Raw genomic sequence first — 21542 nt, 5'->3', positions numbered from 1 at the left:
CGGGCACACTGAATTCGAAACCTCGATCAAGCTACTTGAGAGCAACGCGCATAAATCGGCGGCGTTACTCAAGCTCAATTCAGATCGCTGCCCGTGGTTCGAATACGCTCAAGGCGAGCGCGGGAGCGTTAGCTGCTTCGCCAATCTTCTTATACGAGCGTTGGCGCCGCGTCTCAGCGTGAGCTATCCATGGCGCGCTCATGTTGACTCCGTCTTTCACTCAGCTCAAAAGAACTCTTGCCTACAGAGGGAGATAACTGATGGCTGACGAGAACAATACGGGCTCCATTACCGAAGTCGCAGAGAAGGATGCAACGGCAAAAGTGCCGGCACCTAAAAAGCCGCGCGCACCACGGGACCAGAAGGCCTCTGCCGGCGCAACGGTAGCTGCATCACTTGGGAAGACTGCGCAGCTGCCGAGTGGTCGCAGGAAGCGTGCCGGGCAGGCAAAGCTGACGCCCCAAGAAACGCAAATCACTGGCAAGAGCACGAGCAAGGACGCCATCAAGGACACCGGTAGAAAGCGGACGCCAAAGCAAATCGCGCAAACAGCCAAGACGCCGCTACCAGCTCTCGATGAGATGGCAGATCTTACTCAGCTTGAAGAAGAGAATAAAAGGCTTCGCAAAACCCTGGCAGATAAGCTTCGCGCGGAAAATACCGATCTGCGCAAGCGGCTCGGGCTCGTCTGATCGACTAGGGTGGGAGCGATTGGGCGATCGACGGTAGAAAAACTCGCCGGCCCCAGTCGCGAGCCCGGATCTAAAGCTGCGGCAACGCCCTGCTGCGGATTGCTCGAGGTTGAAGCACTATGAAAACACCATGGAAATTCCTTGCTCAGTTAGCGTCGCGAAGACGGCCGACAGAAACACGAGAGAGTTCGGTTGGGAATGATGCTGATACCGAGGCGAGCGAAAGCGGCGTACGACACGCCTCGGCGCTTTCGTCAGACTCAACGGAAGTATCCGTTCGTCCTGACCACAATGAGAATCCTGCTGTTGATCTAGTGGCAACGACGACTTCAGATGAACCCGACAGCGATCTCGATGTTCCCCAGGCAATCTCGCCGCCAAACGATGGGGAAGAGGTCCAGAGGCCCACTCGTCATGAGATTAGCCGACCCGGTGCCGATGCGCATGCGTTGGTGCCGGAAAGCAAGCCAAGTAAAAAATCTCCACGAAAACCGCGGACAAAGCGGCCAGAACGCCGCCCGAAGAGAACCCGCGCCGACATGGTTTCGGGGAGCGCTACCATCGCAAACAGTGATCAAAGCGCGCAATCCTCGTCCCCTCGAGAGGCTTTCTTCGATGAGGTGGCAAGCCTGGACGAGGAGATCACGCAACTGAGAATCCAATTAGCGCAAAAGCTGCATTTGCAGAATGTTCAGCTTGTAAGGATGCTTGAGCGATTCGACGGATCGTGAGCCTACATATCTCCTGGCGGTTGCCCGGACAAACCGGGTGGCCTGGATGGCAGAGATATCACTATCGACGATCCGTGCTCCGAGAGGATCACGCCAACATCTCCGCATAGCTGTCGCGGCAGTGGCTTGCAGAAGGCGCTCTCACTGGCGGGCGGTGCCGGAGAGCGCCTTCCTTCACGCAGCGGCATCGCAATAATCACGCGGTCGGTTGTCGCTGGTCGATGATCGCTCCGATGCAGGCTGCAAGCGTGAGCGCTACGGCCGCAAAAGATGCCCATGCCTCCGGCGCTCCCATGCTCCAGAGGGTTAGGCCGCTCAAGAAGCACCAGAGGAGGGGGATCGGTAGGAGCAGAGGTAAGAACTTGCTGGGGGCGAGAAGCAGAAAGCCCAACGTTCCGATCGCTGTCGGATCGGGCGCGACGCCAAAGATCTCGGATGAGGTCCAGACCCGTCCCTGCATCGGCGCAAGCAGCGGCTGCCCGGCGAGCGCGAAGGCGAGAAGCGCATATCCCGTCCAGGCGGCGGGTCCGCGCCGGCAAAAGACAAGACCGTTAAGCAGCGTGCCGATGACGAGGAGAAGGAGGGCCTCAACGGCAAATGCGGGTGCGACGTAGGCGGCGGTCCAGTTTATGGTCGCGTAACGGTTCCATAGAAAAGACCATCCGACGAGGGCCCAAAGGATCGCGAGAACGAGCGCGACGAAGCGCCCGGAGGCAGAAGACTGTCGCACGATAAGGGTAACCATTGCAAAGCCGCAAGCCAGTGTGAGCACCTGTAGCGGCCATAGGATCGCATTGTGCAACTCGAACATCCGCCAGTAGACGCGTGGCGAAAAGAGCAGAAAATCCTCAAGGCTGTAGGTCCACCATTCCGACATCAAAGATCCTGCACATGGGCAACCATGCGCTCGCGAGTGGCGGCATCTGGCAAGGGGCCTGTCGCCGCCGCGACGTTCTCACGCACATGGTCGGCACGGGTCGTTGCTGGGATCGCGACGGTGACGGCCGGGTGGGAGAGAATGAATTTCAGGAGAAACTGAGCCCAACTCGATACACCTAGTTCGGCCGCCCATTCGGGCATAGGTTCGCCGTCGAGCCGGCTAGTCAGCGCGCCTTGCCGGAAGGGCCGGTTGATGATCACGGCAATTCCACGTTCGGCCGCCAGCGGCAGGATCCGCTCTTCCGCCTCGCGATCGATGATATTATAGGAGAGTTGCACAAAATCGATGGCTTCGTGCCGCATGATCTGTTCAAGAAGATCATGACGGCGCCCTTCGGAGGTCGTAATCCCGACATAGCGCACGGAGCCAGCCGCCTTCATTGCGAACAGGGTTTGCAGATGCGCCTCCCAGGCAAGGAGGTTGTGGACCTGAATGAGGTCGAAGCGCGGCACATCCCAGAGACGGCGGGATTGCTCGATCTGGCTTGGACCGTCAGCGCCCGCGGACGTCCAGACCTTCTCCGCCGAAAAAAGCGCCGCCGGTTGCCCGAGCTTTTGCAGGCCATGGCCGATGACTGGCTGCGATGATCCGTACATGGGCGAAGAGTCGATCATGCGTCCGCCAGCCTCGAAGAAGGCTGCGATGACGTCCGCGCATTCGTCCCTAAGCGTCGGATCGTCGCCGACATTGAAGGTGATCCAAGTCCCAAGTCCGACGGCCGGAATCGCCTCGCCCGTCGAAGGGATGCGGCGCGCGACAGGCCGCTGATCCTGGGAATGTGCCAAGAGCGGCGGGAAATTTATTGCGGCCATCACAGCTAGGGAGGCCTGCACCAGCATTCGACGTGTCGTCAGCATCCGGTCTCCGTGATATCGGCGGCAACTGGCGAACCCCATGAGGCGATGGCCGATCTCGATCGTCTCGGGCTTTTACCGGGATTTTAGAACGTTGCCGAGGGTCTGCAAAGCGTCGGCCGCAGCCGATAATATAATGATACCCGCCGGCAGTCGTTGTGGACTTCGCCGAGCAACGGCTTTCAGCGACTCTATGGCGGAATGGAATGTCGCGAGGCGCACGTCGTATCATCTCGGACGCGGACGCATGCGCCCTCGCTAGGACGCGAAGCCGAGCCGCCGGACACGTTGCCACAATCTCGCCTAGGCCCACCGCCCAGGAGCTTGTCTTCAGAAAGTACCGTCTCGAGAGTTGGCCAAGGCTGGCAGCCACGAGTTCCCGTTCCGCGGCGCCGAATGGACCGAAGGCCCGCCGAACCGGGCCTTCGAGCTGAAGCCGGTGAGGGGCATTGAGTTCCGGTTTGGATTAGGGGTTGCGTGAAACAAGGGCAATCTGCGTCGCGTGAGGTAACTTCGCTCTTAGATGATGCGCGATTGACTCCGACAACCTTTGTGCGACTGTGCGCAAACCGGAATCACTTGCCAGAAAATGTCCGCAACCATGACACCCGAACGATTTTCCGAATGCCTTCTGCACATCCGTTGGACGCCGATCAACATTGCGTCCGCGCTTCAATGCGAGTTGTCATGGATCGAGGCGCTTGAAGCGGGAAACGAGGAAATTCCAGAGGGTCTGGCAGCTTGGTTGGAGACGCTGGCGCAAGCACACGAAGCTCTGCCGCCACCAAAGACATATCGCGGCAAGAGGTCTCAGTTATAAGCAGGGCGCCGGAACGGCATAGCGCTGTGAAGCTTGGCGCACTTGCATCCGACATAGGTGCGCCCGTACAGGCCTCCTTAAAACGTTCTCTCGCCCGCGCCGGGTCGACCGCCACTCTCCATCTCGATGAAATCTTCCTAGATTCCTGCAGCCGTATGCTCCTCTTCGTCACATGCTTGCTTGTGAATTTTCCCAGAAGTTTGACCCCTTTCGGCCCAGAACATTGACCCTGGCGGAGGTAGCATATCTCATTTGTTCGATTGCAGATTTAAGCGGGCTGTCGGGGTCAATGTCCAATTCATACGGTGGGGTCAAACGCTATGCCGAAACACACTCCGACTGCGGCAAGGAAGAATAACTATGGACAAAGTTATGGGAGCCGACCTCCGGGAAAGTACTATCAGGAGCCCGCAATCGAGATCGAACGCTTAGCGTCCGTTAACGATAGACCAGAAATGACGCGGTACCGTGCCTCCACAAGATTGTATATTCCGAAAGCTGCCAACCCAAAGGCGACGGCGATGTAGAGGAAGGATCCTAACGGAAGCTGGAGGAGCCATTCCAGGGCATCACCCATGCTTCCGGCTTGTCCCGGATCCACTCGGAAACCTGCATATGCGAAAAGTACGCCGGTAACCACAAACACTACGCCGCGAGCGACGAGACCGTAGATGCATACCAATGTCACGATACGCTTGCTATCAGGTATCTGAACGTAGCGCTCGAACGTCCTGGTGATGCCCTTCACAGCCGTCACGATCCCGCCGATGACCAAGCCAGCCCCAACGGCGATCGCAAAGTAGGAACCGAACGGCTGCGACATAATCCATCCTGCCAGACCCTTCTCACCGGAACCCTCGCTACCTCCTCCCAGGAACAAGGCATTCCCAAGTGCGTATCCGGCTAGCCCGAGATAGGTGATGGCGCTGCCGAGGAGCGCGGCCCGGATCGCCAAAGCCTTTCCGTCCCTCCCGTGGCCGTCGCTATCCGCTAGGGACTGGGCCAACCTCCAGGCAACAAATCCTAGCAGACCGAGGCCAATCAATCCGACCCAGACGCGGCCGAGCGGCTGGCCAAGGAGCGTTGAAAGCGCGGACTTCGTTTCTGGTCGGCCCCCCTCCACGCCGGAGAAGAGGGCGAACCCTGCCACAAGGAGAAAGACCACGCCGCGCGCCGCATAGCCGCCTTTGGCAAGTACATCAAATCGAAATTCTTTGGTCATCGGCGTTCCCTGTCCGTCGCAATGCGCGAAGTTAACGCGCCAACCCTCCGAAAGTTTGCTGAAGGACTCGCAGAGGTCCCCATGGATCGTAGACATCGACCTCCTTTGGTGGATAGCTAGTGGACCTGTGCCGTCACTGCCTTACAGGCATGGAGGATGCGATGCTGCGCAAGGGCGAACGGACGTTCGTGGTACGGGAAACGGGAGGTTTCGTCGCGCACCTCAACATGCCGGGGTGGCTGAATCCGAAGCCGACCGATCATGGCCAAGGCCCTCTCGCCATGGTCGTTGAATCCATCCTCGATCCTGGTCGCCTGATCGAGATGCACGAGCATAAGAACGACGAAATCATTTCCTGGGTGCCCGAAGGCGTCATGCGTCACAACGACAAGGCCGGTGGCCGACTGGTGATCGATCGCGATCATCTCATGGTGATGAATGCCGGAGTAAGCTTTTGGCATTCCGAAGAGACGCTGGCATCCGATCCACCTCTGCGGATGCTGCAGATATTTGTTCGCCCTCGGGCGGCCGATCTCGAGCCGAAGATCCAGCACGGACCGATCCCGGTGACGGCGGCAAACTCCTGGCGGCACCTGGTCGGTCCGGAAGGGGAGGAGGCGCCATTTTATGTCCGTAACGCGATCGACTTCTTCGACGTGCGGCTGGATTCGGGCGCACGGGTGAAGTTCCCGCAAAAGCAAGGCCGGGACCTCTATTTTTACGTCTTCAGCGGTTCCGTGGTCGTCGATACGCAGACCTTTGCCGGAGGAGAGCAGGGGCTTCTTTCATCTGATGATAACCCCGAATTGGAGGCGAAGGCATCAAGCAAGTTGGTCGCCTTTCTTCTGGATTCGAACGCACCGGTTACGAAGCGCGGGACTGTTGGCGACCATAAGAAGATCCCGTCGTCAATCGTCATTCGGGCGTTCCTGCGATGGCGGAAACTTCGCCACAGGTGGCGTCTTTTCGGATCGTGATCGACCGGAGATCGCTTCCTCAGGTCTCTTGCTGCATTTCCCGACGTTCCAAGGGTCGCGGAACAAACAGGCAGGCTGGAACGATCAATAAGGCAGTCACCAGCATGACCAAGAAGGTAGAATGTAGTGCATGCTGAAGGACGAGCCGGAGCTCTTCTGCACTAGCGACGACGGCACCCGTGCCATTCAAGAGCGCCCGCAGTTGCTCCGGCGTTATCGCCTGGCCGCTGGCGGTGTGCGCCAGGCCATATGTCAGTACTGCACCGAGCACGGCTGCGCCGAGCGTGCTACCGAGGTTGCGCGAGAAGACGTTCGAGGCGGTAGCACTGCCGCGCTCAGACCAGTTCACGCTTTCCTGAGTGAGGATCAAGGCACAGATGTTGAGCAATCCCATGCCGAAACCCATCACCAATGATCCAGCGCCAGCCAGGACAGCCGAACTCGAGGGCGTCAGCAGAACCAGCAGGCACGTGCCCGCCGGAATGCAGACGCTGCCGGCGATCATGATGGGTCGCAAACCGAAGCGGGCAAACTGACGGGATGCGATCGTTGCACCGCAGGGCCAACCCAGCAGCAACATGGTCAACGCGAAACCTGCCACGAGAGGCGAGCGGTTGAGAACCGTCTGCACGTACATCGGAAGGAAGGTCGTCAGACCCATGATCGACATACTTGCGAAAAAGACCGCCAGATTTGCGAACGCTATCGGCCGTTTCAGCCACAGGTCCGGAGCGACCATGGGCGCCTCGGCACGACGCGCCTGCCAGATGAAAGCGGCCAGAGTGACGATAAAGACGACGAGGGCAGCGATGGCTTGGCCGGAAACGGCACTTTCCATTTCCGTCAAAGCAATCATCAGTGAGGAAATCGAAATGGCGAAAAGTGCGGCGCCGAGCACATCGACAGAGACCACTCGGCTCCGCTTCTCCTCGTGCAAAAACAGTATGAACCCCAATGCGGCGAGAAGTCCGACCGGCACGTTGATCCAGAATACCCAGGCCCATGGGAGATTGTGAATGATCAGGCTGCCGAGGAGCGGGCCGACGACGGCCGACAGCGCCCACACGCTTGCGAGGTAGCCTTGGACCTTGCCGCGCTGGTTTCCGGGAAAAAGATCGGCAACTACCGTCATGGCGACGGGCTGAATCGATCCTGCACCAATACCCTGGAGCAGCCGAAAAGCAATCATCGACGGCATCGACCATGCGAAGCCGGCAAGCACGGATGCGAACAGGAACAATCCGATACCCAGGAGGATCATCGGTTTGCGGCCATAAATATCCGCGAGCTTGCCGAATACAACGGTTGTCGCCGTCTGCGTCAGCAGGAATGACGAGAAAACCCAGGAATAGAGGTTGATCTGCCCCAGCTGGGCGGCGATTTGCGGCATCGCCGTCGAAACAATCGTTGCTTCGATGGCAATCATCGCCATGCTTGCCATGATCGCGACCACAACGAGCCCGCGATGGGAAGTTTTTTCAGGCATAGATGGCTCTTCAGAAAAAAGGGGGGCCGTGAGGGGCTTGGCAGCGATGACGGGCTATTGCATGAGGACCTAACTACTCCTCAGGTCCCTCGCGTCAAGCAACGATTTGAGCGCTACCCAGGCTGCCCAGCAATATCTATTCCTGCCGATCATCAGCTCTTGTTCGCAGGCAAGCAGAGACGCGTTGGACTTAAATTGCGATGGAATCAGAGAGTTGCTGACCAAAATCAGGTACGAAAGCACCATGGATCGCAAGTGAATCGCCGGATTCGACTGAGCAGACTGACGTCAGCTTGGAATGCGTCTTAAGCGCGCGGATGACCGAACAAAGCGAAACTCCTCGACATTATTCCGTCCATGCGCGTTACCGATCAATCACGCGCGGTGGATTGGATCAATCCAGCGGACCTCTTCCGGCTTTTCGACCGGTTCGATATCAAGGTTGACGACCACCGGTTCCTGGCCCGAGCGGACGAGGACGCATTCCAGGGTCTCGTCCCGACTGGCGTTGATTTCTTGATGGGGAACGAATGGCGGCACGTAGATGAAATCGCCAGGACCAGCTTCAGCCGTATACTGAAGCTCCTCTCCCCACCGCATCCGGGCTTTGCCCTTGACCACGTAGATGATGCTTTCGAGATCGCCATGATGGTGAGCGCCGGTCTTGGCATTGGCATGGATCGTCACGGTGCCGGCCCAGATCTTCTCCGCTCCGGCGCGCGCCTTGCTGACGGCGGTGGCGCGGTTCATGCCAGGTGTCTGCGCCGTATTCGGATCGAGCGAATTGCCGGGAATGACTTTGACACCATTCTCGCGCCAATGGTCTTGCGCATGATGGTGCTGGGATCTGGTTTGCTCGGTCAGGCGGCCTCCCGTAGGTTGAGTTTGCGAACAGCGTCGATGACATCGGCAGGCTCGGTGCGGACCAGCCGGCACCGGGTCTGACATCTAATCGACAACAATGGTCGCCTGCATCGGCAGTTCCCAGTGCCGGTACACCGTTCACCTCGCCGATCGGAGAACCACTGGCGATCGAAGACCGCTTCGCTGGTTCGTCGAGAGTGTAGATGATACCGAAGCGGTGACCAAGCCTATTGTCCGTATCGCTGGCGTTCGCAAAATCGAACTTGTGGCGCTCGCCAATCTCGGCCGACCTTAATCAGTTCGAATGGTTCGACGGTATCGCCGGCCTTGACGAGACCGTCGCGGTTGCTCGTGTCGACCAGCAATTGACGCTGATCGACATTGATCTTCAGTTTATCGGGCGCCATCTGGTGCGTCGGCAGCTCACGTCTTACCGAAATCGAGGCGGCGCGGCACTATGGCAGCCGCTTCGTGACCGCCGCGGGATCACGCCCGGGGAACCGAAGCCGCCGCTCTCCGCATATTCCAGACGGATCGCGGATCGTCGTCACCCTCGTCTGCGACGGCCTCGATCCCGGCATCACCCGCCGGCACATGACCTGACCGCGAGACTAGCAGGAACTACGCCGCCCGGCATCCGCTCGTGCGGCTCCATTGGGTGCTTGCAGGAGCGGACTGCCGTTCCTATCTCAAATGCGGGAGCGTAAGAGGAGTGAAAAAAATGGCCCCGTCATCAGTTGAACCTTCCTGTTACGAAATCGAGATACTGCCGCCGCAACGATGCGGGCCGTCGCAGAGCTCCTTTATCTGTCTGTGTTGCCGCCGAAGCCAGCTTATGGACCCGGACGGCTGCGGAATCTGCGACGATTGCCTGAGCCCTGGCCTGCTTCCTGAACGCCCTTCGGCAGTTCACAGCACGATGTTCTTCGAGAAGGTCGCCCTATCACGTGTAGGGGTGGCGAGAGCAACTAAAAGATGACGTGTACATCAACGACAAACTAATAGTTGACGACGCGGCTTAGGTCAGTTATATGACTGATTGTCGAATTTTGCTTGCTAGCTTGGTTATCGCGCGATTGGCACCGCGGCCTGAACGAACTTCCTTTCAAAAATCGCTATCCCGTCCGCATCGCTTGGCGCTGCGGTTCTTCAATATTGCTATGAAAGGGTTCATCATGACCACTGGCACAGTTAAATGGTTCAATTCCACCAAGGGCTTCGGCTTCATTCAGCCGGACAACGGCGGCGCTGACGCCTTCGTTCACATCTCTGCCGTCGAGCGTGCCGGAATGCGCGAACTCGTCGAGGGCCAGAAGATTGGTTTCGATCTCGAGCGCGACAACAAGTCGGGCAAGATGTCGGCCTGCAATCTTCAGAACGCTTAAATCGATATCTGCTTTCCTTTGACCACGGATGTACTGGCACTGCCGGAAGCAGGTTATCAATTCGGGGCCAGGCGATTTGCCTGGCCTTTTTGCTTTCGCTCGCGCGTCGAGCCTGCCCTATCGGAGCCAAGATGACAGAGACCTACAGCAAATCTCGCCAACAGGCGGAGATTGCCTTCGGCAGTATCCAGACGCAGTTCTTCGCAAAGAACAAGGCGGTCGAAGAGCTCGACTCCGTTGCCAAGTCCCGAGAGGCGAAGACCTTACGGCTTCGTGAGGCGCGCCTTGCAAGGGAACTCAATGACCCCGTGTTGGCAACCTCCGCCCTGCTTGCAAAACGCGCCAAGGCCAGATGACCGCTATCACACCCCCATTTGGATGAAAAATAACGAGCTTTCAGACCGGCGCGCCGAAGCTGCGGGGGCCAAGTCAGCTCAGCTTAACGCATATCGTGTCGCAAAGACTGTGGCCGAGCCCGATCGGGGTGGCAAGGCAAGGCCGAGCGCACGACGGTTGCTGCGGCGCGGGATGCTCGACGCCTCGAGCGCACGCGACTGAAGCTCGATGAGCGGAGCCGCCTTGAGATGGAAGCAACTGGCTGCTGCGCTAGCCGAAAATCATACCCGGGAGAGCCGAAAAGGTTCGCATCGCAGGTATGCCAACCGCAAGGCAAAACAAGCGTAGTTGATCGGCGGCGCTCGGAGATCGCCCTCGCTGAGACTTCCCGCATCGCCCTGTCTTGAACGTGAAGCACCCTGGAGATGCACTTGTGCGGTTGGGGGGCACCAACTGCATTGGCCAGAGGCTTGCTGACAGTTCACTCACACCAAAGGAAGCTTCAATGGCACAGGATACGAAGGAACTTCAGTCGATCAATACGGCCTGGCAGATCGCTATCCAGGAAATTCTGCGCATGGTTATCAGAGACATGTATCACGGCGGCGGCGAGGCTTCATTCAAGACGCATATCAAGCGTATCGAAGAGGCAGCCGTGGACAGCATTTACACGGACCTGAGGCTGCGGGGGACAGATGAATGGACGGAAGTCCTGGTCAAGGAAAGGGCGAGTAATTTCGTTACGACCCTGCTGACCTCGTTTACATATGATCGGGCATGACAACAGCTGCTGGCAATCTCCAGCCGGCTCTGCCGTGAGCAGTCCGGGAGCAAACGAGCTAATGTCCTCTTCGGCCGCGCCGGCCACGCGGCCTGTGAGCTGCTTCTGAAATTGTCTGCAACGATCGTCGGTCAGGCGGATGTGGAAGTGGAAAGCGGGGCTTCCCGATCGTCGTAGCATGCCCATGGCGCACCCGTGCCGCTCTGACGATCGTGGCATTGGGCAATCTCCGGATCCGGCTCCATCGTCTGCACGGATTAACGGGCCTTGTACTTCGCGTCGAGATCATCCATGGCTTTGACATTACCGGCAGACCGACCGTTCTCGTCGAAGGTATGGGCAAGAAACGCATCAGCGATCGACTTTGCAAGCTCCGTTCCGATGACGCGGGCTCCCATCGTGATAATCTGCGCATTATTGGAAAGCGCGGCGCGCTCGGCAGAATAGGTGTCGTGCGTCAGGGCGGCGCGGATGCCCGGAACTTTGTTGGCCGAGATGCAGACGCCGATGCCGGTGCCGCAAACGAGGATCGCTTTGTGGTAGGCGCCGTCGATGACGCCTGAGGCGACGCGGTCCGAGAGGTTGGCGTAGAAAGGATCGGCACCGGCGCTGGTGCGCGAGACTTCGTGCACTTCGAAGCGGTCTTTTAGATGGTCGGCCAGTACTTTGGCGAGGCCTTCGCCGGCGCTGTCTCCTGCAATGGCAAGCTTCATGGTTCTTTCTCCTGAGAGTTTGGCGGCGCATTTTGTCAGGATGTCGAGGTAGCCTTCGACATTCCAGGCCGAACGGCCGATGAAGAGCCCGTCGATATGCGGGCTCACGATCAGTTCTTCGCAGTTCTGTGGGTTGACTGACCCGCCATAAAGGCAGGGGATCTTCCGGCCGAGCACAGCTTCGGCAACGGCGATTATTTCAGACTGGCGGGCATCTGCGTAATCCGCAGTCGCCGGAATGCCCTTTTCGCCGATCGCCCAGACGGGCTCGTATGCCAGCAGGATCTCGGCGCTCTTCTGGCCGCTCGAAAGTTTCGAAAGTGCAACACGCACCTGGGCCGCTAGGATTTCGGCAGCCTTCCCGCTTTCACGGTCGGAGAGCGTCTCGCCAATACAGATCAACGGAATGAGACCGTGGCGAACGGCCGCTTCGGTCTTCAGGCCAACTGTCTCGTCGGTCTCTCCAAAATGTTCGCGCCGCTCTGAATGGCCGAGCTCGACGAGATCGAGATCGCAGTCCTTCAGCATCACCGGCGAGACTTCGCCCGTCCAGGCTCCCTCTTCGGCCCAGTGCATGTTCTGCGCGCCGACCTTCACGGACGTCTTGGCAAGCATCGCCTTGACCTCGCGTACCGCCGTGAAGGGCGGAATCACGAAGCGCTGGATGCGCGGGTCGCGCACGGCATCCGCGGCTTCGAGGCCGCGCGCGAAATGTTGAGCTTGCGCAAGCGTCTTGTTCATCTTCCAGCTGGTGCCAATCCAGAAGCGCGGTTTTTCGGTCATGTCGGATCCTGCGTTGATGCGATGGTGAGCGTAATGCCCGCCTGCTCGAATTCCGCCAGGAAAGCAGCATCCGGTGCGATGTCGGTTATAACGGCGTCGAAATCGGCGAGATCCGCCATGACATGCAGTGCGGTATGGCCAATGCGCTGGTGGTTGACCAGGAGGCAGGTCCTGGCCGACGATGCGATCATCGCCCGCTTGGCGCGCACGACGTTGTCGTCCATGTGGTAGGCGAGCCTGCCGCTGACGGCCGGTGTGGAAATGAAGCCGATGTCGGCCCTTAGTCGCGACAGTGCCTCTTCGGTGACGACGCCGAGATAGGCGTTGAACTTCGCCGAATAGATGCCCCCGAGCGCGATCAGCGTGATGCCGCTTTCGCCTTTCAGCCGCTCCATGATCGCCGCGTTGTTGGTGATCAACGTCAGCGGACGCTTCTGCAGCAACATTTCCCCGAGCACGGCCGCCATTGAGCCATCGTTTACCATCACGGTCATTCCCGGCTCGACCAGTTCCAGCGCGGTCTGCGCCATTGCGAGCTTGGCCTCGGTGCCCTGGCGCTCGCGAATGCGAAAGTCGCTTTCGAACTGCATTCCCGCATCGATGGTCGCGCCCCCCCGAACCTTGCGCAGGACACCCTCCTGCTCGAGATCGTCGAGATCGCGATGGATCGTCATCTTCGACACGGCGAAGCGATCGGCAAGGTCGTCGAGATCGACGGTCTTGTTTTCGACGAGCAGGTTGACGATCAACTGCTGCCGCTCTTCCCGCCTCATCCCGGTCTCCGCCCTCGTTTGATATCAAAATAACGATTATCTCGTGATAATCAACACTACTTGTGTTATTTTGCGATGAAAACTTGTTTTCTTGATATGCTACTCCAACAGTGCCTGCGCGGTTCGCTCGTCCGTTATAAGCCCGAAAAGGCGGCGGCTGTTGAGAATTGCCCGGATGGCCGGCACCTTCGCCTGTCCACCCGCCAGCGCCACAAGCCGCTCGCTCGTGGTTTTGGGGAATGACGCGGAGAGCGTGCGCGCTGTTAGCGTCGTCTCAAGGATGTGGCCGTCGGCGTCGAAAAAGTGCCCGAGGATTTCGCCCACACCGCCTGCGGCGGCAATGTCCTCCATTTCACGGGGCTCAACCACACCGGACAAAACAAGCTGCGCCTCTGCATCGACAGTCCCCAGGCCAACGAGCTTCAGATCGGCGTTATTGGCCAGATCGAAGACTTCTTTGACGGCACGCTGCGCCTTCAACACTTCGCGGTCCTCGCCGGTATTGGCGAAGAAGGGAACCGGCATGACATAGGCATGGGTACCGGTCTTTTCGGCGATACGGTGCATCACGTCATAGGGATTGGCGCCGTAGTTTCGTGTCAGGCCGCCAAGCAACGAGACGAAGCGCAGGCCCTTCGCGTTCACCCTCGGCATATACTGGACGGCGGCGGAAAGCGTGCGGCCGTGACCAAGGCCGATGACCGTATTGTCGCCGCGCTCGATCTCGCGCTTGAGATAGCCGGCGCCTGCATGGCCGAGAGCGCGAAGCGGTAAGCCTTCCTCGCCGAGATCGGGTGCGACCTCGCAATATTGGAGCCCGAACCGTTCGGAAAGCCGCATCTCCAGCTCGACGCATTCGACGATATCCCCGTCGATGGTGACTTTGACGACGCCATCGGCAACCGCTCTCGCGATCAGGCGATGCGCCTTTACCGATGGCACGCCGAGGCGCCGGGCGACGTCGGACTGCGTTAGCCCGCCCGCATAGTGAAGCCAGGCAGCACGCACGGCCAGCGTATCATCGGCGTCCGTCATCACGGTTCCCTTTCGAATGTCACAGGCGGCGATTCCGCCGCATCGCAGTGCTGCCTTTTAAAGATGCCCGCCTTAGATGTTCAAGTCGGCGACGCCAGTGTCGATATGCGGCGCCCAGAAGGCGACGCTTTCGGCGATCTGCGGGATGACCTGACGATCGTTCGGCTCGCGTTCCTTGAAGGAGAGTTCCAGGCAAATTTCATTGTCCTTCGCCCCACCTTCGGCAAGTGCCTGGAGCAGAGGCGCGGGCTGAATGCGGCCCTTAGCATTGAATTCTGCAGTAAAGGGCCGGTGTCCGCCCTTGTCCATCAGGCTCTGCTTGATGTGGATGATCGGCGATACCGGCGGGACGGCGCGTGCCCAGGCATAGGGGTTGTAGTCGTCGGGGTTGGGGGAGGTGATGTCGCCATGATCGATATCCGCCATCATCCACATCGGGATGGCCAATCCGGCGGCTGCCAGCCGCTTTTGCAGCGACAGGCATGCGGCAATCGTCTCTCCGAACTCGCGACCGATGCTCATCGGTTCCCAGAAGATGCAGGAAAGGCCTGCGGCGCGTGCGTGGTCGGCTATCTCGGCCCAGCAGTCGATCGCGATCTTGACCAGTTCCTCGCGTCTGACCGGATCGTCGAAGTCCTTGTAGGTGAAGATTGCAAACTGCGTTCCGACGGAGTGGCCGCCGAGATCGGCGGTGATGTCGGCAAAAGTCTTGAACCATTCGATGTAATAGCGGCGCACATCGGCATCTGGATGTCCGAAGTGGTTGAGGCGACCATAGGGCCCCGTCATGCCTGATGTGATCCGCACACCCGTGCGCTTCAGCGCGGCGTTCATCGTGCGCGCCAGACGGCGGATCACGGGCGCCTGCCAGCTCGGATTGATGAATTCGTGGGTCAGCTGGAGGTCGCGGATCCTCAAGTCTCGCGCGACCGTCTCGATGAGGTCGTCGGGGTCTGCGAAGCGGTTCACAAGTGGATTGGTATTGAGCGAAAGGGTCAGCGGCATGGCAATATCCTTCAAGCTGCGGCAAGGCGGATTGAAGCAAACCACTCGTCAAAGGCTGCACGTTCCGCTTCGCTCAGATGCAGGTAATGCTTGGTGCGGCGGTAGAGGATGTCTTCGGCCGTCGCGGCCCATTCCGTCGCAACGAGATAGCGGGCCTCGGCCTCATAAAGCTGCCCGCCGAAATGCCGCCCGAGCCCTTGGATGCCAGTCGCACCCGCAATCACATTCTTCGTGCGGGCGCCATAGAGACGGCCGTAGTGATGCACGAGCTTGCGCGGCATCCATGGATAGGCATCGCGCAGGCTGTTGGCGAAGGTCTCGTAGTCGGCATTCGGAATTTCGCCGCCGGGCAACGGCGCCTTCTCCGTCCAGTCTCCGCCCATGTTCGGAAAAATATGCCTGAGACGTTGCATGCCCCGTTCGGCAAGTTCACGGAATGTGGTGATCTTACCACCGAAGACGTTGAGCAGAGGAGCGCCGCCCGTCTCGTCGAGATCGAAGACATAGTCGCGGGTAACGGCGGACGGATTGCCCTTGCCGTCGTCGAAAAGTGGACGAACGCCGGAGAAGCTATGCAGCACATCCTCCCGGCGTAGCTTCTCCTTGAAGTAGCGATTGACCGCCTTCAGCAGATAATCGATTTCCGCATCGTCGGCGGACACATCCTCGGCGCGGCCTTCATAGGCGATATCGGTCGTCCCGATCAGCGCCTTGTCGCCCTCATAGGGGTTGATGAAAATGACGCGCTTGTCGTGGTTCTGGACCAGATAGGCATTGGAGCCGGCCCAGAACTTCGGCACGATGATATGGCTACCCTTCACGAGACGGACGTTGCGGCCGGAGTTCGAGCCGGTGACACGATTGATGATGTCCATCACCCAGGGGCCGGCGCAGTTGACGAGACATTTTGCGCGGAAGGTTCGCGTCTCTCCGGTGAGGCTGTTTTTCGTCGTAACGATCCAGCTGCCGCTCTCACGACGCGCCGAGATTGCTGCCGATCGAGTGAGAATAGTAGCGCCCTTTTCCGCCGCGCTGACCGCATTCAAGATCACGAGGCGGGCGTCATCGACCCAGCAATCGGAATACTCGAAGCCGCGCGTGTATTGATCGAGGATCGGGGTTCCCTCCGGATCGCGCAGCAGATTGAGCGTGCGTGTCCCCGGCAGCTTTTTGCGGCCGCCAAGGTGATCGTAAAGGAACAGGCCGAGCCGCACGAGCCACGCCGGACGATCCTGCGGGCTGTGCGGCAGGACGAAGCGCATCGGCCAGATGATATGCGGCGCGGCATTGAGCAACACTTCACGCTCGAGCAGCGCCTCGCGCACCAGGCGGAATTCGTAGTATTCGAGATAACGCAGACCGCCATGCACCAGTTTGCCCGAACGAGACGAGGTTCCCTGTGCCAAATCGTCTTTATCGCACAGCGCGACTTTCAGCCCGCGGCCCGCAGCATCGCGTGCGATTCCCGCGCCATTGATGCCTCCGCCGATGACGAAGAGATCCAGGAGGTCGGGTTCAGTCATGTCATGCTCCTTCGATGCCTGCTGCATCAAAACTTGATTTACTCGCCTACCAGCGATGTCGTTGCGGCTCGGGCGAGCTTGCCCCAGGCAGGCGCCATTGCCTGGCGCACATCGGTGTAGGCGGAAAATAGCCGGTCGAACCGGGCAGCCTCGTTTACATCCGGAATCTCCGCGTCGCCGAGCAGCGGCGTCACCCAGTCGGCAATGCATTCGTCCATGCTGGAATAGACGCCGACGGCCACCGCGGCCATCATCGCCACGCCGGCGGCCCCCGTCTCATCGCGGCGCGACTGGCGGATCGGTGCGTTAACGGCGGCCGAGAGTGAACGGCGAAGGGCGAGCGAGCGTGTTGCGCCGCCCGTGACCCGCAACTCTTCGGGCATCGCGCCCATTGCCGCGTAGCAATCGCGGGTGGCAAGCCCCAACCCTTCGACCACACTGCGCAGCAGGTCGGGGAAGCCGTGGCGCGTAGAAAGCCCCGTGAAGCCCGCGCGCGCATTGGCGTTGACGAAAGGCCCACGTTCCCCAGCTTCGGAGATGTAGGGATGGTAAAGCACCGAACCCGGCCGGCTTTCCGCAAACCAGCCGTCGATGCGCGCAATCAGGTCTGCATGCGAATGAGGCTTGCCCGCCTCGGCCATCAAGTAGGCGGCGACGTCCAGGATCCAGTCGATGTTGATCGTAGCGCCCATGTTGGTCTGGACCTGGGTGACGATGCCGGGGATGGGCAGGGCGATCACATAGCCCGTTCCCTCATGATTGAGCTGAACGTCAGCAACGGGCTTGGCACGCATGTGCACGCCCGTCGAGCCGATCGTCGAGCAGGCGGCATTGCGAGCGCCGCTGCGCACGCCTGCACCGAGCGCCGTCATCGCCATGTCCACATAACCAAGGCAGACCGGCGTACCGGCAAGAAGTCCGCAGGCCCTCGCCGCCTCGGACGTCAGCGGGTGACTGATCTCGGTGCCGTCGATGATTTCAGGCAGAAGCGCCCGTCTATGGCTCAGGCCGAGCGCATCGATCACCACCGCATCATATTGCCGCGTCCGGAAGTTGCCAAAGGTAAAGCTCGCTTCGGACGGATCGGTCGCCCGCACGGTTGTCAGGTTGAGATAAAGCCAGTCCTTGCAGTGCAACGCCGTCTCCGCTCGGTCGAGAAGGTCCGGTGTGAAGCGATCCATATGGGCGAGTTGCGCACCCTGCTGGCAAGTGTTGAGGCCGGTGCCCGTTGCCTCGAAGCGGGCACGGTTCTCATTTCCGCCGGCAAGCGAAGTGACGGTCGGTGCGGCGCGCGCATCGAGCCATAGCCAGGCATCAGCGACCGGCGTATTGCCGCGGCCGACGAGCCAGGTGCCGTCGCCCTGGCCGGTGACCGCGACGGCTGCGGTGCGTGATGCGAGATTGGGTACTTTTTCTCCGAGGCCACGTAACGCGCTGGCGCAATCAAGCCAAGTCTGACCCAGCGACTGCGTTGCGGAGCCGTCGTCTCCCGTCGTGTATCTGTTGCGTACGGAGGCCGTGGCGATCTGGCGTCCGGACAGATTAAAGGCCACCGCCTTGATGACGGAGGTACCGGCATCTATCCCGATGATGATTTTCTCAGTCGATGTCATCGCAGGACCATCCCGCCTCTATTGCGAGCGCCTCGGCGGCTGTTACGCGCGTCCAATTCATCTGAAGTCCTCCCGATCGGCAAGATTCGTTGGGGATTCGGCATCCGGCTGCCAACTACTTCGGTCCTTTTGGCCTGCGGCAAGCTGCTCTGCCTTTTGAAAATCCTGGATGGAATATGTGGCCGAACCTCCGACAGGCCTCGTTGCGAAACATAACATAACGATACCATAAGGCTAGTAAGATTTTGCTGGCATTGAAATTTTTTTCATCTAGAATAAATCGCATAAGAGTGTAGAAAGCCGCTTGCGAAGATTGGGCCGCAACGTCATCATCGCCAGTCTCCGCTGCGCCGGATCTGGATAATACGCAATCTGTACAGCGAGTTATATGCCTATGCCGGGTGCGAAGCGTAGAGGAAAGTTTGTGCGTTTGCTTCCAATTATTCCGCGCTGCAGCGGGAAAAACTGAACGCGAAGTCACGCGTTTTTGCTCAGGTTCTCATCAAGTTGCCGTTGACATGTGTCGAAAATTATAACATCGTTTGCGACGTAAATAACATAGTTCTATCACGGAGGTGCGCTTCCGGATCGAGAGCTGCAGGTCCAGGTGGTTGGAGGAGACAGTCGCCGGTCTTGCTGAGGAGGCTTCCCAATGAGGATTTTTGTCCACGGTTGCGGTCCTGCCGGTGATCCGCCGATTTTTTGCTCTGGTGCGGCACAACGGGTCCGCCGGTCTGCGATTGCTGCCGCGCTCGCCCTTCTTTCCCTGCCATTCAAGTCAAAGGCCGTCCGGACATGAGTACACCGCCTGATTATGCAGCATCAAAGCCGAGCAGCGGCAATTTCAAGCTCATCGCAAGCGCGGCGCTTGCCGTCATCGTCGTTGGAGCGATTGCGCTCGATACCACGGTCGTCAAGATCGGCTCCGCCGACGATGTCCGCCAACAGGCATTTTCCGCGGAGACTTTCGGCGCAGAGCAGTTCCCGAAGATTAAGGCGAATGTCGAGGATCGGGCCGTTGCGGTCGCCGAGCTTGCGGCCGCAATCGCTGCCGACAAGAAGGCAGCCGCCGAAAAATACGGCACTGCGACGAGCACCGGACCGGTGATTCCTGTTACGCTGACGGGTGTCTTCGGCGCCCGCAAGGCGAACATTAACGAGATAAAAGTCGATGGGTTGCCTCCCGAGACGGTGGTCCGTGTCCAGACCGGTCCTGCGGTCAATGGCACGGACCTCCGTGACGCGACCGGAACCATCGAATTCGGGCAGTTTACCAACCAGATCCAGTATCAGGATGCCGGTTCGGCCATCAACAACGAGATGAAGAAGACGGTCTTTGCAGGCCTCGATCCTGACACGCTGGATGGAAAGACGGCGACCGTGGTGGGTGTCTTCAAGCTCATCAACCCGAAGAACTGGCTCGTCACGCCGGTGAAGGTCGAGGTCAAATGAGCCAGCCGCTATGCAACTCCGGAAGCCGGGGCGAGGTCGTTCTTGCCGCTCGCAACATCGCCAAGTCCTATGGCAATGTTCACGCCCTGAAAGGAGTGAACTTTGACATCCACCGCGGCCAGGTCACGACTCTGTTCGGAGAGAACGGCGCGGGCAAGTCGACTTTGATGAAAGTCCTTTCGGGGGTCGTGCAGCCGAGTTCTGGCGAGATCATCCTCGACGGCTCGCCTGTCAGCTTTGCATCGTCGACCCATGCGCGCGGGTGCGGGATTTCTATCATTCACCAGGAGCTCAGCCTGGCACCCAATCTCAGCGTCCGTGACAACATCTTCATGGGTCGAGAGATCATCAAGGGTGGGGTTGTCGACTTCGCCGAGGAAGAGCGCCAGACACGTGCGCTCATGGAAGAGCTCGAGGAAGACATCGATCCGCTGACGCGTGTCGAGGATCTCCGCCTCGGCCAGCAGCAGATCGTCGAGATCGCGCGCGCCCTTTCTATCAATTCGCGTATCCTCATCATGGACGAACCGACTTCGGCTTTGAGCGCCACCGAAGTGGAAGTGCTCTTCAAGGTCATCCACGACCTAACCAGCCGCGGCGTCTCGATCGTCTACATCTCGCATCATCTGGAAGAGGCCCTGCAGATCACCCACCACGCCGTTGTCCTGCGCGACGGGAACATGACGGCCTATGCGGAGCGCAAGGATATCGACCTCGAATGGATCGTCCGCAACATGGTCGGCGATAACTTTGACCTTGGCAATCCACCGCAAGGCCATCAGTTCGGCGCAGTGGCGCTTTCCATCGAAAACCTGAGTGTTCCGGGTCCTTCCGGCGTTGCCTATAATGCGGTCGACCGCCTATCGCTGCAGGTGCGCACCGGCGAGGTCGTCTGCATATACGGGCTGATGGGGGCCGGGCGGACCGAACTCCTTGAATGCATCGCCGGTCGCCTGCGTTCGAACGGCGGCAAGGTTCTGCTCGAAGGACAGGACGTCGGCGGGCTCAGCATCGCCGGACGCATCGCCGGCGGTCTCGTCCTTGTACCCGAAGATCGCCAGCGCGATGGCCTGGTCCAGACGATGACGGTCGGATCCAATCTGTCGCTTGCGAGCATCGGCGCCTTTACGAAGGGGCTGTTCACCTCCGGCCATCGGGAGCGCGATCTCGTCAACGATGCGATCCGCCGGGTGCATGTGAAGACCGATGGCGGCGCGGCAGCGATCGGCTCGCTGTCCGGCGGCAACCAGCAGAAAGTCGTCATCGGCAAGATGCTGGCAACCCAGCCGAAGGTGATCCTGCTCGACGAGCCGAGCCGCGGAATCGATATCGGCGCCAAGGCCGAAGTGTTCAAGCTGCTCGCGGAGCGCGCCAAGCAGGGACTGGCGGTCATCTATTCGACATCCGAAGTCAATGAATGCCTGAGCATCGCGCACCGCATCGTCGTTATGCACCGCGGCAGGATATCGGCCGAGTTTGGCTCGGACGTCACCAAGGAAAAGATCATGGCAGCCTCCGGCGAAGCCGTGGTCGCGCACTAGCCTGGAACTATGGAGC

General features: G+C 59.5%; 21 protein-coding genes and 2 pseudogenes. 11 read left to right on the top strand and 12 right to left on the bottom strand.

The window, feature by feature from the left end:
* Positions 1-260 precede the first annotated feature (260 nt).
* Together ACZ9DP_RS10975 and ACZ9DP_RS10970 are read left to right on the top strand one after the other, a co-directional pair.
* Positions 261-692: a SyrB-like regulator gene (locus ACZ9DP_RS10975; RefSeq protein ID WP_194731570.1), complete on the top strand. Its 432-nt coding sequence runs from the start codon at positions 261-263 to the stop codon at positions 690-692.
* 119 nt (positions 693-811) lie between these two features.
* Positions 812-1423 (top strand): hypothetical protein, encoded by a 612-nt coding sequence (locus ACZ9DP_RS10970; protein ID WP_194731569.1) that lies wholly within the window; start codon positions 812-814, stop codon positions 1421-1423.
* Positions 1424-1619: 196 nt separating this feature from the next.
* Here ACZ9DP_RS10970 and ACZ9DP_RS10965 read toward each other — a convergent pair whose 3' ends face one another.
* A complete protein-coding gene (locus tag ACZ9DP_RS10965) occupies positions 1620-2300 on the bottom strand; it encodes a DUF6064 family protein (protein WP_476201632.1) in 681 nt (226 codons plus the stop codon).
* Positions 2300-3220 (bottom strand): aldo/keto reductase, encoded by a 921-nt coding sequence (locus tag ACZ9DP_RS10960; RefSeq protein ID WP_476201630.1) that lies wholly within the window; start codon positions 3218-3220, stop codon positions 2300-2302. Before ACZ9DP_RS10960 ends, ACZ9DP_RS10965 begins: the two co-directional genes overlap by 1 nt.
* Positions 3221-3818: 598 nt before the next feature.
* Between ACZ9DP_RS10960 and ACZ9DP_RS10955 the strand changes: the two genes are divergently transcribed.
* On the top strand, positions 3819-4037 hold the full coding sequence (locus ACZ9DP_RS10955) for a hypothetical protein (protein WP_074073006.1): 219 nt from the start codon (positions 3819-3821) through the stop codon (positions 4035-4037).
* Between the two features lie 400 nt (positions 4038-4437).
* Here the strand turns inward: ACZ9DP_RS10955 and ACZ9DP_RS10950 are convergent, their stop codons facing one another.
* Entirely contained in the window at positions 4438-5259 is an 822-nt protein-coding gene (locus ACZ9DP_RS10950) for a DUF1206 domain-containing protein (RefSeq protein WP_476201629.1), read from the bottom strand.
* Positions 5260-5420: 161 nt separating this feature from the next.
* Between ACZ9DP_RS10950 and ACZ9DP_RS10945 the strand changes: the two genes are divergently transcribed.
* Complete coding sequence (locus ACZ9DP_RS10945) at positions 5421-6236, top strand: pirin family protein (protein ID WP_194731565.1); 816 nt, start codon at positions 5421-5423, stop codon at positions 6234-6236.
* A 19-nt stretch (positions 6237-6255) separates the two neighbouring features.
* Here ACZ9DP_RS10945 and ACZ9DP_RS10940 read toward each other — a convergent pair whose 3' ends face one another.
* Together ACZ9DP_RS10940 and ACZ9DP_RS10935 are read right to left on the bottom strand one after the other, a co-directional pair.
* A complete protein-coding gene (locus tag ACZ9DP_RS10940) occupies positions 6256-7722 on the bottom strand; it encodes an MDR family MFS transporter (RefSeq protein ID WP_476201627.1) in 1467 nt (488 codons plus the stop codon).
* Between the two features lie 375 nt (positions 7723-8097).
* Positions 8098-8586: a cupin domain-containing protein gene (locus tag ACZ9DP_RS10935; protein ID WP_476202263.1), complete on the bottom strand. Its 489-nt coding sequence runs from the start codon at positions 8584-8586 to the stop codon at positions 8098-8100.
* Positions 8587-8967: 381 nt separating this feature from the next.
* On the opposite strand from ACZ9DP_RS10935, the gene ACZ9DP_RS10930 reads away from it, so the two are divergent.
* The 5 genes and pseudogenes from ACZ9DP_RS10930 to ACZ9DP_RS10910 all read left to right on the top strand — a co-directional run bounded on the left by ACZ9DP_RS10930 (position 8968) and on the right by ACZ9DP_RS10910 (position 11088).
* A complete protein-coding gene (locus ACZ9DP_RS10930) occupies positions 8968-9189 on the top strand; it encodes a hypothetical protein (RefSeq protein ID WP_476201625.1) in 222 nt (73 codons plus the stop codon).
* 572 nt (positions 9190-9761) lie between these two features.
* Positions 9762-9971, top strand: a complete 210-nt coding sequence (locus tag ACZ9DP_RS10925; protein WP_003588915.1) for a cold-shock protein — start codon at positions 9762-9764, stop codon at positions 9969-9971.
* A gap of 131 nt (positions 9972-10102) precedes the next feature.
* On the top strand, positions 10103-10327 hold the full coding sequence (locus tag ACZ9DP_RS10920; RefSeq protein ID WP_074071378.1) for a hypothetical protein: 225 nt from the start codon (positions 10103-10105) through the stop codon (positions 10325-10327).
* Between the two features lie 22 nt (positions 10328-10349).
* Positions 10350-10655, top strand: a pseudogene (locus ACZ9DP_RS10915) (DUF6481 family protein).
* Between the two features lie 157 nt (positions 10656-10812).
* Complete coding sequence (locus ACZ9DP_RS10910) at positions 10813-11088, top strand: hypothetical protein (protein WP_092584589.1); 276 nt, start codon at positions 10813-10815, stop codon at positions 11086-11088.
* Between the two features lie 257 nt (positions 11089-11345).
* Here the strand turns inward: ACZ9DP_RS10910 and derI are convergent, their stop codons facing one another.
* From derI to ACZ9DP_RS10875, 7 genes and pseudogenes are all read right to left on the bottom strand, one after another.
* On the bottom strand, positions 11346-11801 hold the full coding sequence (derI, locus tag ACZ9DP_RS10905) for a D-erythrulose-4-phosphate isomerase (protein ID WP_476202261.1): 456 nt from the start codon (positions 11799-11801) through the stop codon (positions 11346-11348).
* 15 nt (positions 11802-11816) lie between these two features.
* Positions 11817-12584: pseudogene (locus tag ACZ9DP_RS10900) on the bottom strand (triose-phosphate isomerase); the annotation flags it as partial.
* Positions 12581-13357 (bottom strand): DeoR/GlpR family DNA-binding transcription regulator, encoded by a 777-nt coding sequence (locus tag ACZ9DP_RS10895; RefSeq protein WP_476201623.1) that lies wholly within the window; start codon positions 13355-13357, stop codon positions 12581-12583. The pseudogene ACZ9DP_RS10900 and the gene ACZ9DP_RS10895, both read right to left, overlap by 4 nt.
* 99 nt (positions 13358-13456) lie before the next feature.
* Positions 13457-14392, bottom strand: a complete 936-nt coding sequence (locus tag ACZ9DP_RS10890) for a sugar-binding transcriptional regulator (RefSeq protein ID WP_074071383.1) — start codon at positions 14390-14392, stop codon at positions 13457-13459.
* 72 nt (positions 14393-14464) lie between these two features.
* Positions 14465-15397, bottom strand: coding sequence for a sugar phosphate isomerase/epimerase family protein (locus ACZ9DP_RS10885; RefSeq protein ID WP_074071384.1), 933 nt, complete (start codon positions 15395-15397; stop codon positions 14465-14467).
* An 11-nt stretch (positions 15398-15408) separates the two neighbouring features.
* Entirely contained in the window at positions 15409-16920 is a 1512-nt protein-coding gene (locus ACZ9DP_RS10880) for a glycerol-3-phosphate dehydrogenase (protein WP_476201620.1), read from the bottom strand.
* A 38-nt stretch (positions 16921-16958) separates the two neighbouring features.
* Positions 16959-18533, bottom strand: coding sequence for an FGGY family carbohydrate kinase (locus ACZ9DP_RS10875; protein WP_476201618.1), 1575 nt, complete (start codon positions 18531-18533; stop codon positions 16959-16961).
* 795 nt (positions 18534-19328) lie between these two features.
* Between ACZ9DP_RS10875 and ACZ9DP_RS10870 the strand changes: the two genes are divergently transcribed.
* On the top strand, positions 19329-19985 hold the full coding sequence (locus ACZ9DP_RS10870) for a DUF2291 family protein (protein WP_476201617.1): 657 nt from the start codon (positions 19329-19331) through the stop codon (positions 19983-19985).
* Positions 19982-21526, top strand: a complete 1545-nt coding sequence (locus tag ACZ9DP_RS10865; protein WP_476201615.1) for a sugar ABC transporter ATP-binding protein — start codon at positions 19982-19984, stop codon at positions 21524-21526. Before ACZ9DP_RS10870 ends, ACZ9DP_RS10865 begins: the two co-directional genes overlap by 4 nt.
* Positions 21527-21542 lie beyond the last annotated feature (16 nt).

The sequence above is a fragment of the Rhizobium sp. USDA 4016 genome, assembly GCF_056279705.1.
This window is presented reverse-complemented; position numbering and strand designations above follow the sequence as displayed.